This window comes from Pseudomonas sp. MM213 (assembly GCF_020423045.1).
Taxonomy (GTDB): domain Bacteria; phylum Pseudomonadota; class Gammaproteobacteria; order Pseudomonadales; family Pseudomonadaceae; genus Aquipseudomonas; species Aquipseudomonas migulae.
Genome location: NZ_CP081943.1, coordinates 1,213,916 through 1,232,069 on the forward strand (window position 1 = coordinate 1,213,916; position 18,154 = coordinate 1,232,069).

Sequence of the window (18,154 nt, forward strand, 5' to 3'; positions counted from 1 at the left end):
GGTCCAAGACGCAATCCATCGCGAGCTTTTTGCCCTCAGGCATTGGAAAAAAATAGACGTAGTCTGACGTGCCGCTAATCAGAGACGATCCTCGTCGCTAGGCGTGAAATACTGACAACGCAACCTCGGGTTAGTGCGGGCCGGGTTGTTGGGGGTGACGGGCGGGGATGTTGCACAGCGCCACGAGTGAGAAAGCATGGAAGACCGCGACCTCTTCGTTGCAGGGGATCGCAAATCCTTCTGAGACGGGCGGGTAGTAATTGCTGGTTTTATCCAATCTTGAGATTTCTCCCTCCGCAGCGTATTAGTATTTGCACCTGACTGACGCGATCCGGTGCGGCCAATGCGTGAAATCTACAGCGTCTTCAACTCCAATGGAGCCTATGAAACCGCTGCCCATGAGCATGATGAATTCATGATCATGGTGCCGGAGCATGGTTTGTTGCGATTCAAGGACGAACAAAGCGGCCGCTCGACGTCGATAGTTGACCGACAGTTCGTATTGGTCCCACCCCAGTGGAGCCATTCCTCATCGTCAATGACAGTGAGCCAGGGGCACGTTGCGTTCTATGTCGACCCGGATTACATGAGCTATGCCCTGCGTGATCTGTCCGGTGATGCCAATCGTTTGTTGCGAGTACCGACGTTGGGTATCTGGCACGCCTCGGCACCGTTTCATCATCTGTTGCTGGCGAAAAAGGCCTTCAGCCAACCGGACCGCTACGTGGATCGGCGTCGGCAAATCACCCAGACCGACCACTTGCTGCTCCTGGAATGCCTGGCGATTTCCCTGAGCCAGCCAAGCCTGCAACGTTCTTCGACCGAACGTCATGGTGCGGCATTGGTGCGTGATGTTCAGCGCTATCTGGATGGCAACCTTGAACAGTCTCCGGGACTGGACGAGATCGCTGAAGCCTTTCATGTTTCACGACGCCACCTCACCCGCTTGTTTGCCCAACACACTGGCGAATCCGTGTTGGCCTGCGTTCAGCGCATGCGCCTGGAGCGAGTGAAGAACCTGCTGCAGCACACGCGCATGTCGGTGCTGGAGATTGCCAACAGTGTCGGCTACGAGTCCCCTTCCCACCTGGCCCATGTTTTCCGACGCGCGCAGGGCTGCTCGCCTGACGAGTTTCGCCGTAACACCAACCGGTAAACCATCCCGATTATCCATGGCCCGATCTCGCGCATGATGAGGCCCGATCCCGTGCGCCCTGAATTCCTCCGCCCGGCATCCTGAGCCCTGATAAAACAACAAGAGGATGGGGCCGTGAGGCAAGAACCCTTTATCAGTTTCGCTGATGTGCAGAAGAGTTTTAAGGTCGATGGGCGCCAGTTTGTGGCTGTGCGCAATGTATCGCTTGAGATCCAGCGCGGCGAAATCATTACGTTGGTCGGCCCGTCCGGGTGCGGCAAATCGACATTGTTGAACATGACCGCGGGGCTGTTCGGTCCTACCGAAGGTCGGGTTCATTACGACGGCGCCGAAGTCAAAGGCGTCAACACCCGCGTCGGCTACATGACCCAGGCTGACCACTTGCTGCCGTGGCGCACAGTCGCCGGCAACATCGCCGTACCGTTGCAGATCCGGCGCCTGGGCAAGCGTGAAATCGACGTGCGAGTCGAGGAACTGTTGGCGCTGGTCGGGCTGACCGGTTTCGGTGCCAGCTACCCGAACCAACTGTCCGGTGGCATGCGAAAACGTGCTGCGATGGCCCGATTGCTGGCCAGCGATCCTGAGACCTTGCTGATGGACGAACCGTTTGGAGCCCTCGACGCGCAGATGCGCCTCACGCTGCAAACCGAACTGTTGCGACTGTGCAAGAAACTGAAAAAAACCGTGCTGTTCGTCACCCACGATGTTGACGAAGCCATCGCCCTCGCCGATCGCTGCGTGGTCTTTGCCGGACGTCCCGGCACCATCGATCACATCCTTGAGGTGTCACTGGCGCAGCCACGCAATCTGGTGCAACTGCGTTCCGATCCGCACTACGTCGAACTCTGCGCCGCCCTTTGGCAGCGCCTGGCCCCAGACATCGCCGGTGCCGCCGATCCTTCCTCGCTGGCTCACTCTCTGGAGGCCCTATGATTCAGGTCTATCGCTTGCTGTTCCTGGTGTTTCTGCTGGTGCTGTGGGAAGGCATTTCCCGTTGGTTCGGCGTCGAGTTTTTCATCAGCCGGCCTTCTGCCGTGGCGGCCAGTTTGTGGAAGATCCTGCTCAACGGCGTGTTTTTCTACCACGCAGGGATTACCACGCTGGAAGCCGTACTCGGATTCTTCTTCGGCTCGGTCGCCGGTCTCGCTGCTGGCTTGCTGTTAGGACGGGCCAAAGTCCTGGCCGACATCCTCGACCCCTTCCTCACCGCGTTCTACAGCTTGCCGAAGGTCGCTCTCGCGCCATTGTTTATCCTCTGGTTCGGCATCGGCTTGCCAATGAAAGTCATACTGACCGCAGCAGTGGTGTTCTTCCTGGTGTTCCTCAATACCTACAGCGGTGTGCGCAACGTGTCCCGCGAGCAGTTGACCATCCTGCGCCTGATGGGCGCCCGCGAACGTGATTTGTTGAGCATGGTGGTCATCCCCTCCGCGTTCACCTGGGTGTTTACCGGATTGCGCCTGTCGGTGCCGTACGCACTGATCGGCGCACTGGTGGGTGAAATCATCGCTGCCAATCGCGGGCTCGGCTACTTGCTCTCCGACGCGGCTTCGCAGTTTGACACCGCCGGTGTGTTCGCCGCGCTGGTGGGCATCATTGCCCTGGCGCTGATCCTCAATACCGCGGTCAAGCTGGCCGAACGCCGTTTGATGCCGTGGAAAGCCAACGACGCCGAACGTGAAGTGGCGGTTTGAGCACACCTACGATTTGATTATCCGGAGTTCCATCATGTTCAAACGTCTAGTAACGGCGACCGCGTTCGCCAGCGTATTGCTCTGTGGGTTCGCGACTCAGGCCGCCGAGTTGACCAAGGTCAAACTGGCGTTTCCCAGTGAAGGCTTCTTGTATGTGCCGATCTATGTCGCGCAGAAGCTTGGCTATTTCGCCGAAGAAGGGCTCGACATCGAAGTCATCGTCTTCCAAAAAGGCGGTTCTGCGGCGCTTACCGCTGTGCTCGGACGTGATGCCGACGCCTATGTCGGCCTGCCTGCCGTGGCGATTCGTGCCCGCACCAAGGGCCAGAATGTCCAGGCATTCGCCTCAGTGCAAACCCAGTTCGGCAGCACGGTGGTGATCGATGCGGCATCCGCCAAGAATGCGGGCGTATCCGCGGCGTCACCGCTGACTGCCCGGGCACAAGCCTTGAAAGGATTGAAAATCGGTGTCACCGGTCCCGGCAGCACCACCGATATGCTGGTTCGATATCTGGCCAAGGACGCAGGCCTGAGTCCGGACAAAGACCTGACCATCATGCCGATTGGCGGCGCGCCGAACATGCTGGCGGCGTTTTCTCAGGGCAGCATCAATGGTTTTTCGCTGTCACCACCGACTATCACCACCGCCGAACAGCAAGGGGGATTTGTGCTGATGGACCTGGCCAAGGGTGAATATCCGCCGCTCAACGGTTTCCTCTTTACAGCGATGATTGCCCGGGAAGACTGGCTGGCCAGTAACACCGACACCGCACGAAAAATGGTGAAGGCCCTGTGGCGCGCCGAGCAACTGATCGCCACCGATCCGGACAAGGCTCGGGAAGCCGTGCGGCCGTACTTCGCTCACACCGCCGCGCCGATTTTCGATTCGGCATGGACAGCGTCGCTGCCCTCTTACCCGGCCACACCGAGGGTCGAGTTGTCGGGCGTCCAGAAGAACATCAGTTTCATGAACGCGGTTGAAGCGGAACCGGTCAGCCTTGATCCGCACACAGTATTTACCAATGCCATCGTCGATGCAGTTGCACCCGTTTTATCGGACGCTCAAGGAGCGCAGAAATGACCCCGCAAGTTCATCTGATCAATGTATTCCCTGCTGCGGAAAACGGCGGCAACCCGGCACCAACCGTCGCTCGCGCCGACGGCATGAGCGCTGCAGACATGCAGGCTGTGGCCCAGGCTTATGGGCATGAATGCGGCTTCGTCTGTTCGCCACCGACTGGAACCGACTATGACTTCAGCTTCCGTTTCTGGGTGCCGAACCACGAAATGGAGATGTGTGGACATGCCTCGGTCGGCGCCGTCTGGCTGCTGGACCGACTGGGGATGTTGCCTAAGGATCAACTGTCGATCTGGACCTTGAGTGGACGCGTGGAGGCGCGGGTCACGCGCGATAGAAATGGTGGCGTACAGATCGAAATCACCCAGCCCATAGGTCAGGTCGAAACGCTCTCGTCCCCGGACATCGAAGCGGAAATCCTCTCGGTGCTGGGCATCAGCTCCAATGAGTTGGCTCCGCTCCCCATCCAGAACGCGGCCACCAGCCGGGTGAAAACCCTGATCCCGCTCAAGAGCGTAGCGGTGCTGGATGGACTGAAACCCGACTTCCGACGGGTTGAGCAATTGTGCGAGCGCATCGGCTCAACCGGTTTGTACCCCTACGCAGCACTGGACCTCGCCACTCGACAATTCGACGCACGACAGTTTCCAAAATCCTCCGGCTATCCCGAAGATGCGGCCACCGGTATTGCGGCCGCTGCCTTGGCCTTTGGGTTGCTGGAAAACGGCCTGGTGAGTGCTGATGAGCGCCCGGTGCGTGTTCGTCAGGGCCGGGCTATGGGCCGCCCTTCGGAGATATCGTTGCGCTTTCGCCGGGATGCTCAGGAGCAGATCCAGGGATTGTGGCTCGGCGGGCCGGTGAGTTTTGCGCAGGTGAACCCATGAGCATTCGAGAGAGACTGAAGCTGTTGGGCCTGCAATTGCCCGATGCCCCTGCCCCCAAGGGTGACTACGTGCCGGTGGTGATCCACAGTGGTGTGGCCTATGTCAGCGGGCAGGTGTGTCGCCTGGTCGACAGTGTAATCAAAGGTCCGGCTCGGGCAGACATGCCTGCAGAAACCTTGAACCTGGCTGCTCGCACCTGTGTGTTGCGGGCTTTGAGTGCGCTGGAACAAGCGATCGGTGATCTGGAATGCGTCGAGCGGATTCTGTTCGTACGCGGATTTGTCTATGCCGAGGACGGTTACCAGGAATACTCAAAAATTCTCGACGAAGCTTCGCGTTTGCTGATCGAGTTGTTTGGCGAGTGCGGGCAACACGCGCGCTCTGCGCTGGGCGTCGCCGGGCTTCCAGGCAGCGGATTGCTGGAGTTGGAACTGGTGGCGGCAGTGCGTTAGAGCGCTTTCTCACCAGGCCAATCAATCAACCATGAAAGCTCTCGCGTTGAGGTGGCACATTCCTCAGCGCGACTGCGGCCTGGGAGCCAATGTCGAAGCTTGCCTCTTATCCATGGCCCGATTCCGCGCGGGATCAGGCCCGATCCCACGCGCCCAAAAAATTTCCACCTTGCAAACTTCCCCCTGACAAAACAACAAGAAACAATAGGAAGGTGTTTATGCCAATGCTCCCTCGCCATCCATCGCTCATTAAGCGCAGCCATCTTCAAGTGGTGGTGTGTGTTTCGACACTCGCGCTATCGTTGACCGCCTGGGCAGCCACTCCTGGTCCCACGAAGTCCTACCAACAACCTGCGCTGGAGCCGATTGGCGAAGTCCAGGCCATTTATGACGGCAATCTCAGCGAGGACCTGGCCGTCACTACCTTTCGCAATACTGATCGTTTGTTTCCTGTGCGGGCCATCAAGGCGGGCAGCCACCCTTTCCCGTTACCGCGCAGCGGCACGCCACTCGGCCCGGTTGCCTTTGACTATAAAGGCAAGCGCTACAGTCTCGATGACTACGTTGCGCTGAATCGGGTAACAGGCCTGTTGGTGCTCAAGGACGGTAAAATCGTGACTGAGCGATACGAAAAAGGTAATACCGCCGACACCCGCTGGATGTCGATGTCGGTGGCGAAATCTATCACCTCTACCCTCGTGGGCGCTGCATTGCAGGACGGCGCCATCAAAAGCCTTGATGACAAAGTCACCCACTATTTACCCGCGCTGGCCGGTAGCGGATACGACCAGGTCACCGTACGTCAAATTCTGTCCATGCGCTCCGGAATCAAATGGAACGAGAAATACACTGATCCAACATCAGACGAACGACAGTTGATCAAGCTGCGAATCGAACAAGTGCCTGGATCGCTCCTCAGGTTCATGGCAAGCCTGCCTACCGCTGCACCTCCTGGCACTCGCACCAACTACAGCACCGGTGAAACGCAAGTCTTGGGACAACTGGTCAGCGCCGCCGTGGGCAAGCCACTGACGCAATACCTGAGCGAAAAGATCTGGGTTCCCTATGGCATGCAAACCGATGCCAAATGGTGGCTCGACGGCCCCAATGGCAATGAAGTGGGCGGCAGCGGCATAAGTGCAACCCTTGAAGATTACGGGCGTTTTGGCCAGTTTTTCCTCAGCGGCGGCAAGGCCGGTGCACAGCAAGTGCTACCTGAAGACTGGATGAGCTTCGCCAGCGCGACCACTGGCACAGATGTGGCCTACGGTGACTTTGCCAACATGTGGTGGCCAGGCTGGACCGATGCATCCAAGGCCGATAAAGCCTTTACTGCTGCAGGCACTTTTGGTCAGTACCTCTACATCAACCCGACCAAAAATGTGGTGATTGTAGTGTGGCAAGCACAGACCAAACCCACCGGTGGTGAGGTTATCGACGACATGGTCGCCTTTGACGCCATCAGCAACACCCTTCAGTAACCGGTTTCTCGGGTTCATGTATAGGCGTTGGAAAAACGCCTATACATGAAGAAGGCAGCCAGAATTTGTTCTCTAATGTTGTTCTAGCGTGTCGGCATGGGCGTCCTGATTGACAGGCGCGTGGATCGAGATGCCATACGCAATCAGGCAGCCAACCCCGCAGCTTCCCACCACCAGGCACATGGGCCATGAAGTGCCATCAGCCAGGTGACTGACCCACAGACTGGCCAGCGCCCCGGTGGCGAATTGCACCGAAATACCCAGGGCGACACTCGCCCCCGCCTGCCTCGGGAACATGCTCATCAGGCTTGCCGTGCAATTGGCTCCGAGCAACCCGGTGACGCCCGTGTACAGCACCATACAAAGTACGATGCTCCACAGCCCGCCCCACTGTGCTTAAGGAAATGGGAGGTATTTAATTTGCGGGTGTCTGGAATGACGCCAGCTCGCTTGTTCAGGGTTTCATAATCTTGATACTTGCGAACGTTGACTCATCACGCGCCTGATCCAGCAAATTCATCGGCCTTGCCGGCGAAAATACTTGCAGAGTCGGACTTGCTGCCACTTGCGGTTGCGCCACCAGGCGCTCATCGCTGGGTGGAATGCCGAAACACTCGCGATAGCACTTTGAGAAATGGGGGGTGGACACAAAGCCGCACACCACCGACAACTCTACGATGGAGATCGGCGTTTGCTTGAGCAACTGACGTGCGCGGATCAGGCGCAATTTGAGGTAATACCGCGACGGCGAGGAATGTAGATATTTCTGAAACAACCGCTCGAGCTGTCGACGGGACAAGCCAACATAACTCGCCAGTTCGTCGAGCTCGATCGGCTCTTCCAGATTGGCCTCCATCAAGGCGACGATTTCCTGCAACTTCGGTTGATGGGTGCCGAGCATGTGCTTGAGGGGCACTCGTTGGTGATCCTGCTCGGTGCGGATCCGCTCGTAGACAAACATCTCGGAGATGGCCGCTGACAGTTCATGACCATGATCGCGACTGATCAGGTGCAGCATCATGTCCATTGGCGCGGTTCCACCGGAGCTGGTGAAGCGGTCCCGGTCGAGAGTGAATAAACTGGAGCTGAGGTTCACGCGCGGAAAAGCTTCCTGCATGGCGGCCAGAAATTCCCAGTGCACGCTGCAATCGAACCCGTCGAGCAAGCCTGCCTGGGCCAAGGCCCAACTGCCTGTGCATACGCCCCCGATCCGCTTCGAGCGTCGCGCCTGGGCTCGCAACCAGGCAACGTGCTCCCGGGTCACGGCGCTTTGAATGCCGATGCCTCCGCAGACAATCACGGTATCAAGCATCGGTGCATTATTGATCGACGCATCCGGAGTGATCGGCATGCCGTCGCTTGCCCACACCTGCTCGCCTCCCAAACTGAAAGTGTGCCAACGATACAGCTCTTGACCGGTCAGCTGGTTGGCCATTCGTAGCGGCTCTACAGCAGAGGCCAGAGAAATCAACGTGAATTGGTCCAGCAGCAAAAAACCAATGGTTTGGGGAGAAACGGCCCTGGGGGTGTCATATGCCATCGAAGATTATTCTCCCAGTGAGCGGTAATGGCCCGTGGCGGGCGGTTTTACCGCCCCGCCACTGCTCGCGTACTTATAAGATCGCAAGCAGGTTTACGCTGAAGCGGCTATGCACTTTCCGCCGCCGCCACCCTCTGCGGCTGACCGTGGTGACGCGTGGTCACAAGGCCGATAAAGGAAATCACCAGCGCCAGGACGATGGTCGAAGAAACCTCCATACGGTGTTCGGGCGTCACCATCATCACCGCCAACGCTGCGCTGATGAAGGCGATGACGAACCAAGTGAGCCAGGGAAACAACCACATCTTGAAGGTCAGCGTGACGTTCTGCCGACGCAGAATCCTGCGCATGCGCAATTGCGACACGGCGATAACCAGGTACACCAGCAACGCAATGGCGCCCGAGCTGGCGAGCAGAAACTGGAATAAACCGGCAGGCATGAAGTAGCTGAACAAGGTCACCCCGGCACCCAGCACAGTGCTGGCGATTACCGCAGCCCTCGGCACACCCGCCGACGATGTCACCTTCAATGGTTTCGGTGCATCACCGCGCTTGCCCAGCGAAAACAGCATGCGCGAGGAAATATAGATCGACGAGTTCATGCAGCTGGCCACGGCAATCAACACCACCACATCCACCAGCAACTTGGCATGGGGAATGTTCATCAGCTCCAGTGCCCGCTGGTAAGAGCCGACAGACGCCAACAACGGATCATTCCAGGGCACCACGGAAATGACCACGAAAATGGACAGCAAGTAGAACACCCCGATCCGCCAGATCACCGAGCGTGTGGCTTTGGCGATGTTCTGAGCAGGGTTGCTGGATTCGGCGGCCGCAATGGTCACCGCTTCCGTACCGATGAAGCTGAACATGATGGTGATGAATGCGCCGACGACCGCTGACAAACCGTTGGGCGCAAACCCGCCATATTCGTCCATGAGTCGAGTCAACCCGCTGGCTTCCCGCTCGGGAATCCACCCCATCAGCACCGCAAAACCAAGGCCGATAAACCCGATGATCGCCACGACCTTGGCCATCGCAAACCAGAATTCGAACTCGCCGTATTTGGACACGCTGAAGAGATTGGTCACGACCAGCAGGATGATCGACAGCAAGGCAAACAACCAGGTATCGATCTGTGGGAACCATTGGTTCAATACATGCCCGGCCGCGAGCGCCTCGATGGGGATCACCAGCACCCAGAACCACCAATACAGCCAGCCGATGGTGAAGCCCGCCCAACGCCCGATTGCCTGGTCTGCATAGGTGGAAAAGGATCCGGTGTCCGGGTTGGCAACCGCCATTTCGCCCAGCATGCGCATGACCAGAACGACTAAAAGGCCGGAGAACAGATACGCCAGCAATACCGCCGGACCGGCGGCAGCGATGGCATGTCCCGACCCGACAAACAAACCTGCTCCGATAATCCCCGCGATGGAAAGCATAGTGACGTGGCGCGGCTTGAAACCCTGTGCCAACTGACCGTTCGAATCTTTAGAGTTCAGGCTATTCATTGTTTTTTTTTGTTCTCTGGTGATCGACGTTAGAGCGTGCTGACTGAGGGTCAGGCGATCATCATTTCTTCCTGTTGCCCCTTATCGAAAGCGGCGAACCTCAACGCTTCTGAGCATTTCCCATCAGTCATCGTGACTGCACAGCCATTAAATGACGCGCCACCTTACGCGTCCAGTGTTCAACGCAAGTAGCCCGAGCGCGCCACCTGTGAGTCTGATATCGACATGCGCCAGCGTGACAATCCATTACCGGTTTACTACCTCGACGAAGGTAGCCAACAGCTGATCCCTCTTTTATAGGCACGTTCCATCCAACCGGTGCAGGCGCATCGGTTGGAGAGGATGACTCCGTAGTCTGCCTTCACGGAATTCAGCGCCACCCCGTCAGCTACACTCATTCGATACATCTCCGCACAGAGACTTCGACCATGGTCACCAAAACCGCAATCGTATTCGCTGGCGGCGGCAGTTTGGGTGCGGTGCAGGTGGGAATGTTGCGGGCCCTGGTCGAGGCCGATGTTCGATTCGACATAGTCGTCGGCGCTTCGGTAGGCGCTATCAACGGTGCCTATTTTGCCGCAAGGCCCGATTCCGAGGGCGTCGAGGCGCTCGCCGGATTTTGGCGTGGGCTGAGTAAAACTGACATCTTTCCCCTCTCCTGGATCGACACCTGCAAAGGACTGATCAAGCGGCGTGGCTTTTTATTGCAGCCGTCGGCGTTACACCGATTGCTGGGACAGGCACTTCCCATTCATCGCATCGAAGAAGCGACGCTGCCTCTGCACATTGTCACCACCGACCTGCTCAGTGGTGCCGAGACGGTTCTGTCCAGTGGCGACCTCGAGCAGGCGTTGCTGGCCAGCGCGGCCATCCCGCTGGTGTTTCCCTGCGTGCAAATCGCCGATCAGTTCCTGGTTGATGGCGGCGTGGCAAGCAATACACCTATTTCGACGGCCGTAGCCTTGGGAGCCACCAACGTCGTGGTCATCCCCACCGGCGTGAGTTGCGCCCTGACACAACCGCCCCGGGGCCTCGTCGCCTTGGCCCTGCACACCGTCAACCTGATGAGCATGCGTCAACTGGTGAGCGACATCGAACACTTCCGCGCTGTCACCAGCTTGCACATCGTCCCGCCCTTGTGCCCTGTGGATGTCTCGGTGTTCAACTTTGACCAGACCGAGTCTTTGCTGCAGCGTGCCTATGTGCAGACCCTTCGGTGGCTGGAACGTGGGGGGCTCGAGCGCACCAAGGTACCGGGTGCCCTGACCCTCCATTCGCATGCCCATGAGCATTGAGTGATGTGAATGACCTGTAGAACCACCCTGCTCCCTCGGCATCAAATTTTGAACTGTCCGAGCAAGCTTTGCAGACGATTACCAATCATATACAGCTCATCGACGGTCTTGACCCCGCTCTTGGTCTGGTTGGCAACGGAATCAATGGCCCGCGCGATCTGATGCACCCCGCGGTTGATTTCTTCAGCCACCGAAGTCTGTTCCTCCGCAGCGCTCGCGATTTGTGCGTTCATCGCGTTGATGGTCGCGATCAGTTCGACAGTGTTGCCCAGGAACTCACCCGCCTGATCGGCCTGAGCGTTAGCGCCTTGAGCCGCTTTGGTGGATTGATGCATCGCACTGACCACGCCATCAGTCGTGCCCTTGAGACGCTCAACCATCGCCTGGATTTCCTGGGTGCTGCGCTGAGTACGACTGGCCAACGCGCGCACTTCATCGGCAACCACCGCAAACCCTCGCCCGGCAGCACCGGCACGAGCGGCTTCGATAGCCGCATTGAGTGCCAGGAGATTGGTCTGCTCGGCAATCGAGCGGATCACATCCAGCACGGTGACGATAGAAGTCACATCGTTTTGAAGGCTCTTCATGGATATACCACTCTCATCAAGCTCCACGGTGAGTGCCTGAATTCGAGTCATGCTGCCATTGACTATTTGCCTCGCGTGCCGGGACTGTCTGTCAGTTTCGACGGCTGCGTCGGCAGCGTTTTGCGCGCTGACCGATACTTCTTGCGCCGCCGATGACATCTCATTTATCGCCGCAGCCACCTGGTCGGTTTCCTGGCGCTGCTTATCCATGGCACGGTCAATATGTCTGCTCTGCTCGGCCACATGGCTCACAGATCCATTCAACTGCTCGCTCATGGCGACGATCTGGCTGACGAGGCTGTGAATCTGATCGATAAACGCGTTGAACGAACCGGCAAGTTGCCCAAGCTCATCTCGACTGACCACCGGCAGACGCCGCGTCAGATCGCCCTCGCCCGCAGCGATTTCATCAAGGTGGGCCCGGATCAGGGTCAAGGGACGCAAACTGCGCTTGACCAGCAGTAAAGCCAACACACCGATAATGCCAACCAGCACACAAGCAATGATGGCGATGCTGAACATCAAGCTGTGCACCCGCGCATCAACATCAGCCCGCACCTTGGCGACCTGAACGTCGATACTGTCCAGATTGATCGCCGTGACCACGACCATGTCCCACTTGGGCAAATAAAAACTGTACGCGAGCTTCGCCACCACCTTATCGGTGTTGACCAGCCCACCTGAATAGGTGACGAAGTGAGTCTCATTTTTTGCCGCAGCGACCATTTCGCGGTTCAAGTATTTCCCGTTGATGTCTTTGCGATCACTCATGTTGGTGCCGACGCCTTCGCTGCTGTCACCGCGAAACAGGCGTACAACCTGGCTGTCATAACCGATGAAATAGCCGTCATCGCCATACTTCATTTTCGACAAGCGGCTGATCGCCAAGGCTCGGCTGGACGGATCCCCGGCAGCAGCCCGATCATAAAGTCCGGCTATGGAAGTGCGAGCAATGCTCGCGTAATCCTTGAGCCGAGTGCGGCTCTCTTCAAGCAGTCGCTCGCGGGTCTGAGCGACTTCTTGCTCGGCCTGGGACTGCAAAGTGCCGCGGGTGCTCAAACCTGACACCAGGGCAAACAGCATTACCGGAAACAGGGTCAGCAACAGTATTTTGGTTTTAAACGACATCGTTGAAATCCTTCACCCAATCCTGTGAGGCCGAGGCTGAAAAGGCGGCCTGCGAATATCGCGAGGCCGCGATCAGGGAATCACCAGAGCGCGATGTCGTAGGTAAAGTAGATCCGGTTGCTGTCTCGGCCACGGGAATAATCAGAGCGATAAACATAGTTGCGCAACCGCACACCCAAGCCCTTGAAGGTGCCTTGTTGCACGACATAAGCCAGTTCGGCGTCACGTTCCCACTCTTTTACCGTGGTGTTGGACTTACCGTCGTTGCCGCTCAGATAGCGAGTAGAGAACGTCAGGCCCGGCACGCCGAGGGCGGCAAAGTTATAGCCGTAATTAAGCATCCAGGTTTTTTCATCCTCCTCGATGAACTTGCCTATCCCGGCGTTGCTGAACGAATAAACCGTTGCGCCACTGATAAAGGGCAATCCGGCATCACCACTGAGGGTCTGGTAGCCGCCGCCGAATGTATGGCCGGAAATGGCGTAGGACAGTTGCCCGCTCAGCATGTTGTTGTCGATCTTGCCACCGTAGGCCGAGCCGGTATCGACACTGTTGAAGTAGCGCAAGTCACTGGTCAGCACGCCGCCGCCCAAGGGTAGATCGTGCTGGATACCTGCAAAATTCTGACGGTAAAAGTTTTCCAGCTCACCGTAGAAGTAACTCAAACGAACGCTCTTCCCCAGCTTGTATTCGGCCCCTGCATAGCTGAAGTCCCCTGATTTATCTCCGCCGTAACCGTCGGGCACAATCGGCATGCTGTCGGTGGAATCGCGCAGTTTGAATCGATCCAGGTAGCCCCCGGTGAGGGTGAGGTTTTCGATGTCGATACTACTGATCTGCGTGCCTTGGTACGTTTGCGGCAACAGACGCGCATCGTTGTAGATCAGCACCGGAGTCTTGGGTAACAAGGTGCCGTATTTGACTGTGGTCTTGGCCAGTTGGGCCTTGGCAGTCATCCCCAGGCTTGCAAACTCGTCTGCCGCACGACCGTCATCATGGACGGGCAGCAAACCCGTACCGCTGCGGCCACGGCCGGAGTCGAGCTTGACCCCGACCAGGCCAAGGGCATCAACACCAAACCCGAGGGTGCCGGGGGTAAATCCCGACTGGTAATCCAACAGAAATCCCTGGGCCCATTCGGTTCGTTCGCTCTTCGCCGTCCTTGCCGACTTGGCACTCAAGCCATGCTCGTCGCGGAAGTTTTCATTGAAATAGACGTTGCGCAATTGCAGTTTGAGCTTGCTGTCATCGATAAATCCTTCTGCGCTGGCACTGGCCAGCGGCAACAAACCAAGAAGTGAAAACAGCGCCCGTTGGGTATGCAAAGTGGTCATGGAAAACTACTCATTGTTGTTATTTGGGGTGCAGAACAGCGCGCGCCTCGCTGGCGAGGCGCCTTGGGAGAAAACAGGTGGCTTGGGTGAATCAGGTGAAGAGACTGATCGCCCCGGTCAGCAGGGCTAGCGCGGTGATGACCAGTGAAGTGAGCACCGCCCATTTGACGGTGGCTTTCTGGAAGTCGCCGATATCGCGATCGACCATCCCCACCAGCAACAGGGTTGAGGCGACCAGCGGACTCATCAGGTGTACTGGCTGCCCGAGAATCGACGCGCGGGCGATTTCCACCGGATCAATGCCATACGCCGCAGCGGCATTCGCCAGAATGGGCACCACGCCAAAGTAATAAGCATCGTTGGACAGGACGAACGTTAGCGGCATGCTGGTAATCGCCACCACCAGCGGGAACAGATGCCCCCAGGACGGCGGAATCCAGTCAACCAGGGTTTGCGCCAGGGAGTCGACCATCTTGGTGCCGGAGAAAATCCCGGCAAAGATGCCGGCGGCAAACACCAACAGTACGACGGTCATGGCGTTGCCCGAATGGGCGAGGATGCGTTCCTTCTGAATATCCAGTTGCGGATAGTTGATCATCAGCGCCAGTACGAACCCGATCAGGAACAGGATCGCGGAATGCATGATCCCCATCACCAGTGCGACCATCACCGCGATCACCAACAGCAGATTGACGTAGGCCAGTTTCGGTCGCTTGTGCGGAGTGTCTTCAAGAATCGCCTTGATGTAGCAATCTCCCCCGCCGCTTTCCAACTGGATATTGCCGATCCGTTTGCGCTCGGCACGGCCCAGCAGAAACGCGGTGAACACCACCCACATGGCGCCGCCAATCATGGTCGGCAGCAACGGTACGAAGTATTCACCGGCATCCAGGCCCAGCGCCGCGATCGCTCGGGTCGCCGGCCCTCCCCAAGGCGTCATGCCACTCATGATGCTCAGAGAAAGCATGGCGATGGTCGCCAGAATCATCGGATTCATCCCGATACGTTTGTATAGGGGCAGCATTGCCGCACAGGTGATCATGTAGGTGGTGGTGCCATCACCGTCCAGGGCCACCAGCAGCGACAGCAACGCTGTGCCGACAGCGATTTTCATCGGGTCGCCGTTGACGCGTTTGAGGATCTTGCGAATCAGCGGGTCAAACAGACCGGCGTCGATCATCAAGCCGAAAAACAAGATCGCGAACAGCAGGAGCGCGGCCGAAGGAGCGACCATTTTCAAGCCGTCGAGCATCATCTTGCCAGTAGTGCCACCGAAACCGCCAATGACGGCAAACACAATCGGCACCACCGTCAGCGCGACAATCGGCGATAACCGTTTGGTCATTATCAGGACGGTGAAGACCACCACCATGGCCAATCCAAGCAATGCGAGCATAGGTCAGTTCTCTTGTTCTTATGAGTAGCGTGGCCGACGCACAGGCGCGCGACCCCGTCCCCGCCAGACGGCACGATCAACGGTGCCTGGCGGGAGTTATTCATTGAGGTATTTAAGGGGGCTGGATTCAGCCGCGAACGGTCAAGCGTGTTCGGTGACCTTCAGGCCATCCCAGTCGGGGTTCTGGACTTGGGCTGGGGGTGCGGCGGGCGAAGGTTTACCGTCCAGAGTCCGCATCAGTGTTTCGCGATCACAGGCGTTCTCCGAGATGGACATCACCACGGTAGCCACGGCGTTGCTTGCCAGACTGGTCAAAGCCCGGGCTTCCGACATGAAACGGTCGATACCGATCAGCAAGGCAAGGCCGGCCAAGGGAATGTCATGGATCACTGTCAGCGTAGAAGCCAGCGCGACAAAACCGGCACCGGTGACGCCCGCGGCACCCTTGGAGGACAACAGCATGATTGCCAGCATGGTCACGGTCTGTGTCAGGCTCAGTTCGATGTTGCAGGCCTGAGCAATGAACACCGCTGCCAGCGAGAGGTAGATGGCCGTACCGTCGAGGTTGAACGAGTACCCCGTTGGCAACACCAGCCCCACCACGCCTTTCTTGCAACCCAGGGCTTGCAGCTTTTCCAGCATCCGCGGCATCACCGGCTCGGTGGAAGAAGTCCCGAGCACCACCAGAAATTCTTCGCGGAAGTAGCGCAGCAACTTCCACAGACTGAAACCATTCGCCCGGCAGATGCTCCCCAGCACCACAAAGACGAAGAAGGCGCAGGCGACGTACAGCGTCATGATCAGCTTGGCCAACGAGCCCAGCGATGTAATACCGTACTGGCCCACGGTGAACGCCAAGGCGCCAAAGGCACCGATCGGAGCGAAGCGCATCAGGTAGGAGAAGATCTTGAACACCATATGCGAGGCGGATTCCAGTACATCCAGCACCGGCTTGCCACGCTCGCCTATGGCCGACAGCGCAAAACCGCAAAGCACCGCGATGAACAACACCGGCAGTACTTCACCTTTATTGAAGGCACCGATGAACGTGTCGGGGATGATGTGCATGAAAAACTCGACCACTCCCAGCTTCGCGGCCGAATCGGTGTACTGCGACAAGCCCTTGGTGCTCAACTGGGTGGGGTCGATGTTCATGCCCACACCGGGTTTGAACAGGTAGACCGACACCAAGCCAATAATCAGGCTGATCACGGTCAACGCCAGGAACAGCAGCATGGTCTTGCTCAACAGGCGTCCGAGGGAGCGTTTATCGCTCATACCCGCGATACCCGTGACGATGGTGCAGAACACCACCGGAGCGATCATCATCTTGATCAGTTTGATGAAGGCATCACCCAGCGGCTTCAAGGCGATGGCCTGCTGCGACCAAAAATGTCCGACCAGTACGCCCAACAGCACGGCGCAGAGAATCTGAAAGTAGAGCGATTTTACAACTTTCATGGCATCACCCATTTTTAGAATTGTGCTGATGCAAAAACGGCAATGACTAGGGGACGTTATCCGGCGAGTCGTTGGGAAGCCGCGGCGTAGACAAAACCGGAGAACAGCCTGCGCGATGTACGCACTACCGAAGCACGAATGGTCTCACCCTGAGCGCCGGTGTAGGACAATACGACATCTATTCCACCACTTGGGTGTTCAATGCGTACTTGCTGCAAGCGCGGCTCGCTAACCCCGCCGAGCAATTGCGCGACCACACTGCCTTCAGTGACACAAGCAGTGGCCAGGCCGATGGAGCCGGTGATCGCCAAGGCCCGGTGGCAATTGTGTGGCATGAAGTAGCGCACCTGGATCGTGCCGCCTGCCTTGGCCGGTGAAACCAGTACTGGCTTGGGGATCACTTTGTCGCTGACATCACCCAGGCCCATTGCCAGGCCAGCTTGCAGTCGCAAGGCCTCCAGGCGACGCAGGAACTCTTTGTCGGCATCCAGCTCAGCAGGACTTTCATCACCGCGCTTACCCAGCTGGCCGGCTTCGACGATCATCATCGGCATCGCCATGTCGATGCAGGTCACTGCAATACCGTCGATCAGATCCTGCGTTTGCCCAGTCGGGAAAAGCTTGCCCGTCTTGCTGCCCGCCGCATCCAGGAAGGTCAGTTGCACAGGAGCGGCGGTACCCGGCACACCGTCGATGGCGGTGTCGCCTTCATAGCTGACCTTGCCACCCGGGGTCTGTACCTCGGCGTTCACAAAAGTCCCCGTGTTGAGGTTGCGAATACGCACACGGGTCAGGTCTTTGGTGCCTTTTACCAGCCCCTGTTCGATGGCGAACGGGCCAACGGCGCAAAGCATGTTGCCGCAATTGGGCGCAGTGTCGACTCGACGCTGGGAGACCATGACTTGAACGAACAGGTAGTCGACATCCGCGTCAGGATGCAGCGACGGGCTGACGATCGCCACCTTGCTGGTTTGTGGACTACCGCCACCGATGCCGTCAATTTCCAGCTCATGGCCAGAACCCATAAGGTTGAGCAGCAGCTCATCACGGTCTTCGATCGCAACAGGTAGATCCCAGGCGAGAAATACCGGGCCCTTGGAAGTACCACCGCGCATTAGCACACAGGGAATTCGTTGCATGAATACTGACTCTTG

16 protein-coding genes are annotated in these 18,154 nt (G+C 57.8%); 8 read left to right on the forward strand and 8 right to left on the reverse strand.

The genetic code is table 11. The features are described 5' to 3' along the window. The first annotated feature begins 343 nt into the window (after window positions 1–343). The 7 genes from K5R88_RS05455 (at window position 344) to K5R88_RS05485 (ending at window position 6,745) form a co-directional block, all read left to right on the forward strand. On the forward strand, window positions 344–1,156 hold the full coding sequence (locus K5R88_RS05455; protein ID WP_226299378.1) for an AraC family transcriptional regulator: 813 nt from the start codon (window positions 344–346) through the stop codon (window positions 1,154–1,156). Window positions 1,157–1,270: 114 nt separating this feature from the next. Next, complete coding sequence (locus K5R88_RS05460; RefSeq protein WP_008041535.1) at window positions 1,271–2,089, forward strand: ABC transporter ATP-binding protein; 819 nt, start codon at window positions 1,271–1,273, stop codon at window positions 2,087–2,089. Next, window positions 2,086–2,850 (forward strand): ABC transporter permease, encoded by a 765-nt coding sequence (locus K5R88_RS05465; protein WP_008041534.1) that lies wholly within the window; start codon window positions 2,086–2,088, stop codon window positions 2,848–2,850. Before K5R88_RS05460 ends, K5R88_RS05465 begins: the two co-directional genes overlap by 4 nt. A gap of 34 nt (window positions 2,851–2,884) precedes the next feature. Beyond that, window positions 2,885–3,931: an ABC transporter substrate-binding protein gene (locus K5R88_RS05470; RefSeq protein WP_008041533.1), complete on the forward strand. Its 1,047-nt coding sequence runs from the start codon at window positions 2,885–2,887 to the stop codon at window positions 3,929–3,931. Continuing rightward, entirely contained in the window at window positions 3,928–4,812 is an 885-nt protein-coding gene (locus tag K5R88_RS05475; RefSeq protein WP_226299379.1) for a PhzF family phenazine biosynthesis protein, read from the forward strand. The genes K5R88_RS05470 and K5R88_RS05475 overlap by 4 nt, the downstream gene beginning before the upstream one ends. Beyond that, entirely contained in the window at window positions 4,809–5,264 is a 456-nt protein-coding gene (locus K5R88_RS05480) for a RidA family protein (RefSeq protein WP_226299380.1), read from the forward strand. Before K5R88_RS05475 ends, K5R88_RS05480 begins: the two co-directional genes overlap by 4 nt. 218 nt (window positions 5,265–5,482) lie before the next feature. Beyond that, a complete protein-coding gene (locus K5R88_RS05485; protein WP_226299381.1) occupies window positions 5,483–6,745 on the forward strand; it encodes a serine hydrolase domain-containing protein in 1,263 nt (420 codons plus the stop codon). A gap of 72 nt (window positions 6,746–6,817) precedes the next feature. Here the strand turns inward: K5R88_RS05485 and K5R88_RS05490 are convergent, their stop codons facing one another. From K5R88_RS05490 to gabP, 3 genes are all read right to left on the reverse strand, one after another. Continuing rightward, window positions 6,818–7,105 (reverse strand): hypothetical protein, encoded by a 288-nt coding sequence (locus K5R88_RS05490; RefSeq protein ID WP_226299382.1) that lies wholly within the window; start codon window positions 7,103–7,105, stop codon window positions 6,818–6,820. Window positions 7,106–7,199: 94 nt separating this feature from the next. Continuing rightward, window positions 7,200–8,285, reverse strand: a complete 1,086-nt coding sequence (locus tag K5R88_RS05495) for a GlxA family transcriptional regulator (RefSeq protein ID WP_226299383.1) — start codon at window positions 8,283–8,285, stop codon at window positions 7,200–7,202. A gap of 107 nt (window positions 8,286–8,392) precedes the next feature. Further along, on the reverse strand, window positions 8,393–9,799 hold the full coding sequence (gabP, locus tag K5R88_RS05500; protein ID WP_226299384.1) for a GABA permease: 1,407 nt from the start codon (window positions 9,797–9,799) through the stop codon (window positions 8,393–8,395). Window positions 9,800–10,227: 428 nt separating this feature from the next. Between gabP and K5R88_RS05505 the strand changes: the two genes are divergently transcribed. Further along, window positions 10,228–11,094, forward strand: a complete 867-nt coding sequence (locus tag K5R88_RS05505; RefSeq protein WP_226299385.1) for a patatin-like phospholipase family protein — start codon at window positions 10,228–10,230, stop codon at window positions 11,092–11,094. A 41-nt stretch (window positions 11,095–11,135) separates the two neighbouring features. On the opposite strand, the gene K5R88_RS05510 is transcribed toward K5R88_RS05505, so the two are convergent. The 5 genes from K5R88_RS05510 to K5R88_RS05530 form a co-directional block, all read right to left on the reverse strand. Next, complete coding sequence (locus tag K5R88_RS05510) at window positions 11,136–12,809, reverse strand: methyl-accepting chemotaxis protein (protein WP_226299386.1); 1,674 nt, start codon at window positions 12,807–12,809, stop codon at window positions 11,136–11,138. An 80-nt stretch (window positions 12,810–12,889) separates the two neighbouring features. After that, window positions 12,890–14,143: an OprD family porin gene (locus tag K5R88_RS05515; protein ID WP_226299387.1), complete on the reverse strand. Its 1,254-nt coding sequence runs from the start codon at window positions 14,141–14,143 to the stop codon at window positions 12,890–12,892. 91 nt (window positions 14,144–14,234) lie between these two features. Further along, on the reverse strand, window positions 14,235–15,539 hold the full coding sequence (locus tag K5R88_RS05520) for a CitMHS family transporter (protein ID WP_008041516.1): 1,305 nt from the start codon (window positions 15,537–15,539) through the stop codon (window positions 14,235–14,237). A gap of 141 nt (window positions 15,540–15,680) precedes the next feature. Then, window positions 15,681–17,012, reverse strand: coding sequence for a dicarboxylate/amino acid:cation symporter (locus tag K5R88_RS05525; protein WP_192227181.1), 1,332 nt, complete (start codon window positions 17,010–17,012; stop codon window positions 15,681–15,683). 44 nt (window positions 17,013–17,056) lie between these two features. Further along, the gene (locus K5R88_RS05530) at window positions 17,057–18,139 is read right to left on the reverse strand and encodes a 4-oxalomesaconate tautomerase (RefSeq protein ID WP_008026398.1); all 1,083 of its coding nucleotides are present in this window, start codon (window positions 18,137–18,139) and stop codon (window positions 17,057–17,059) included. Window positions 18,140–18,154: the final 15 nt, after the last annotated feature.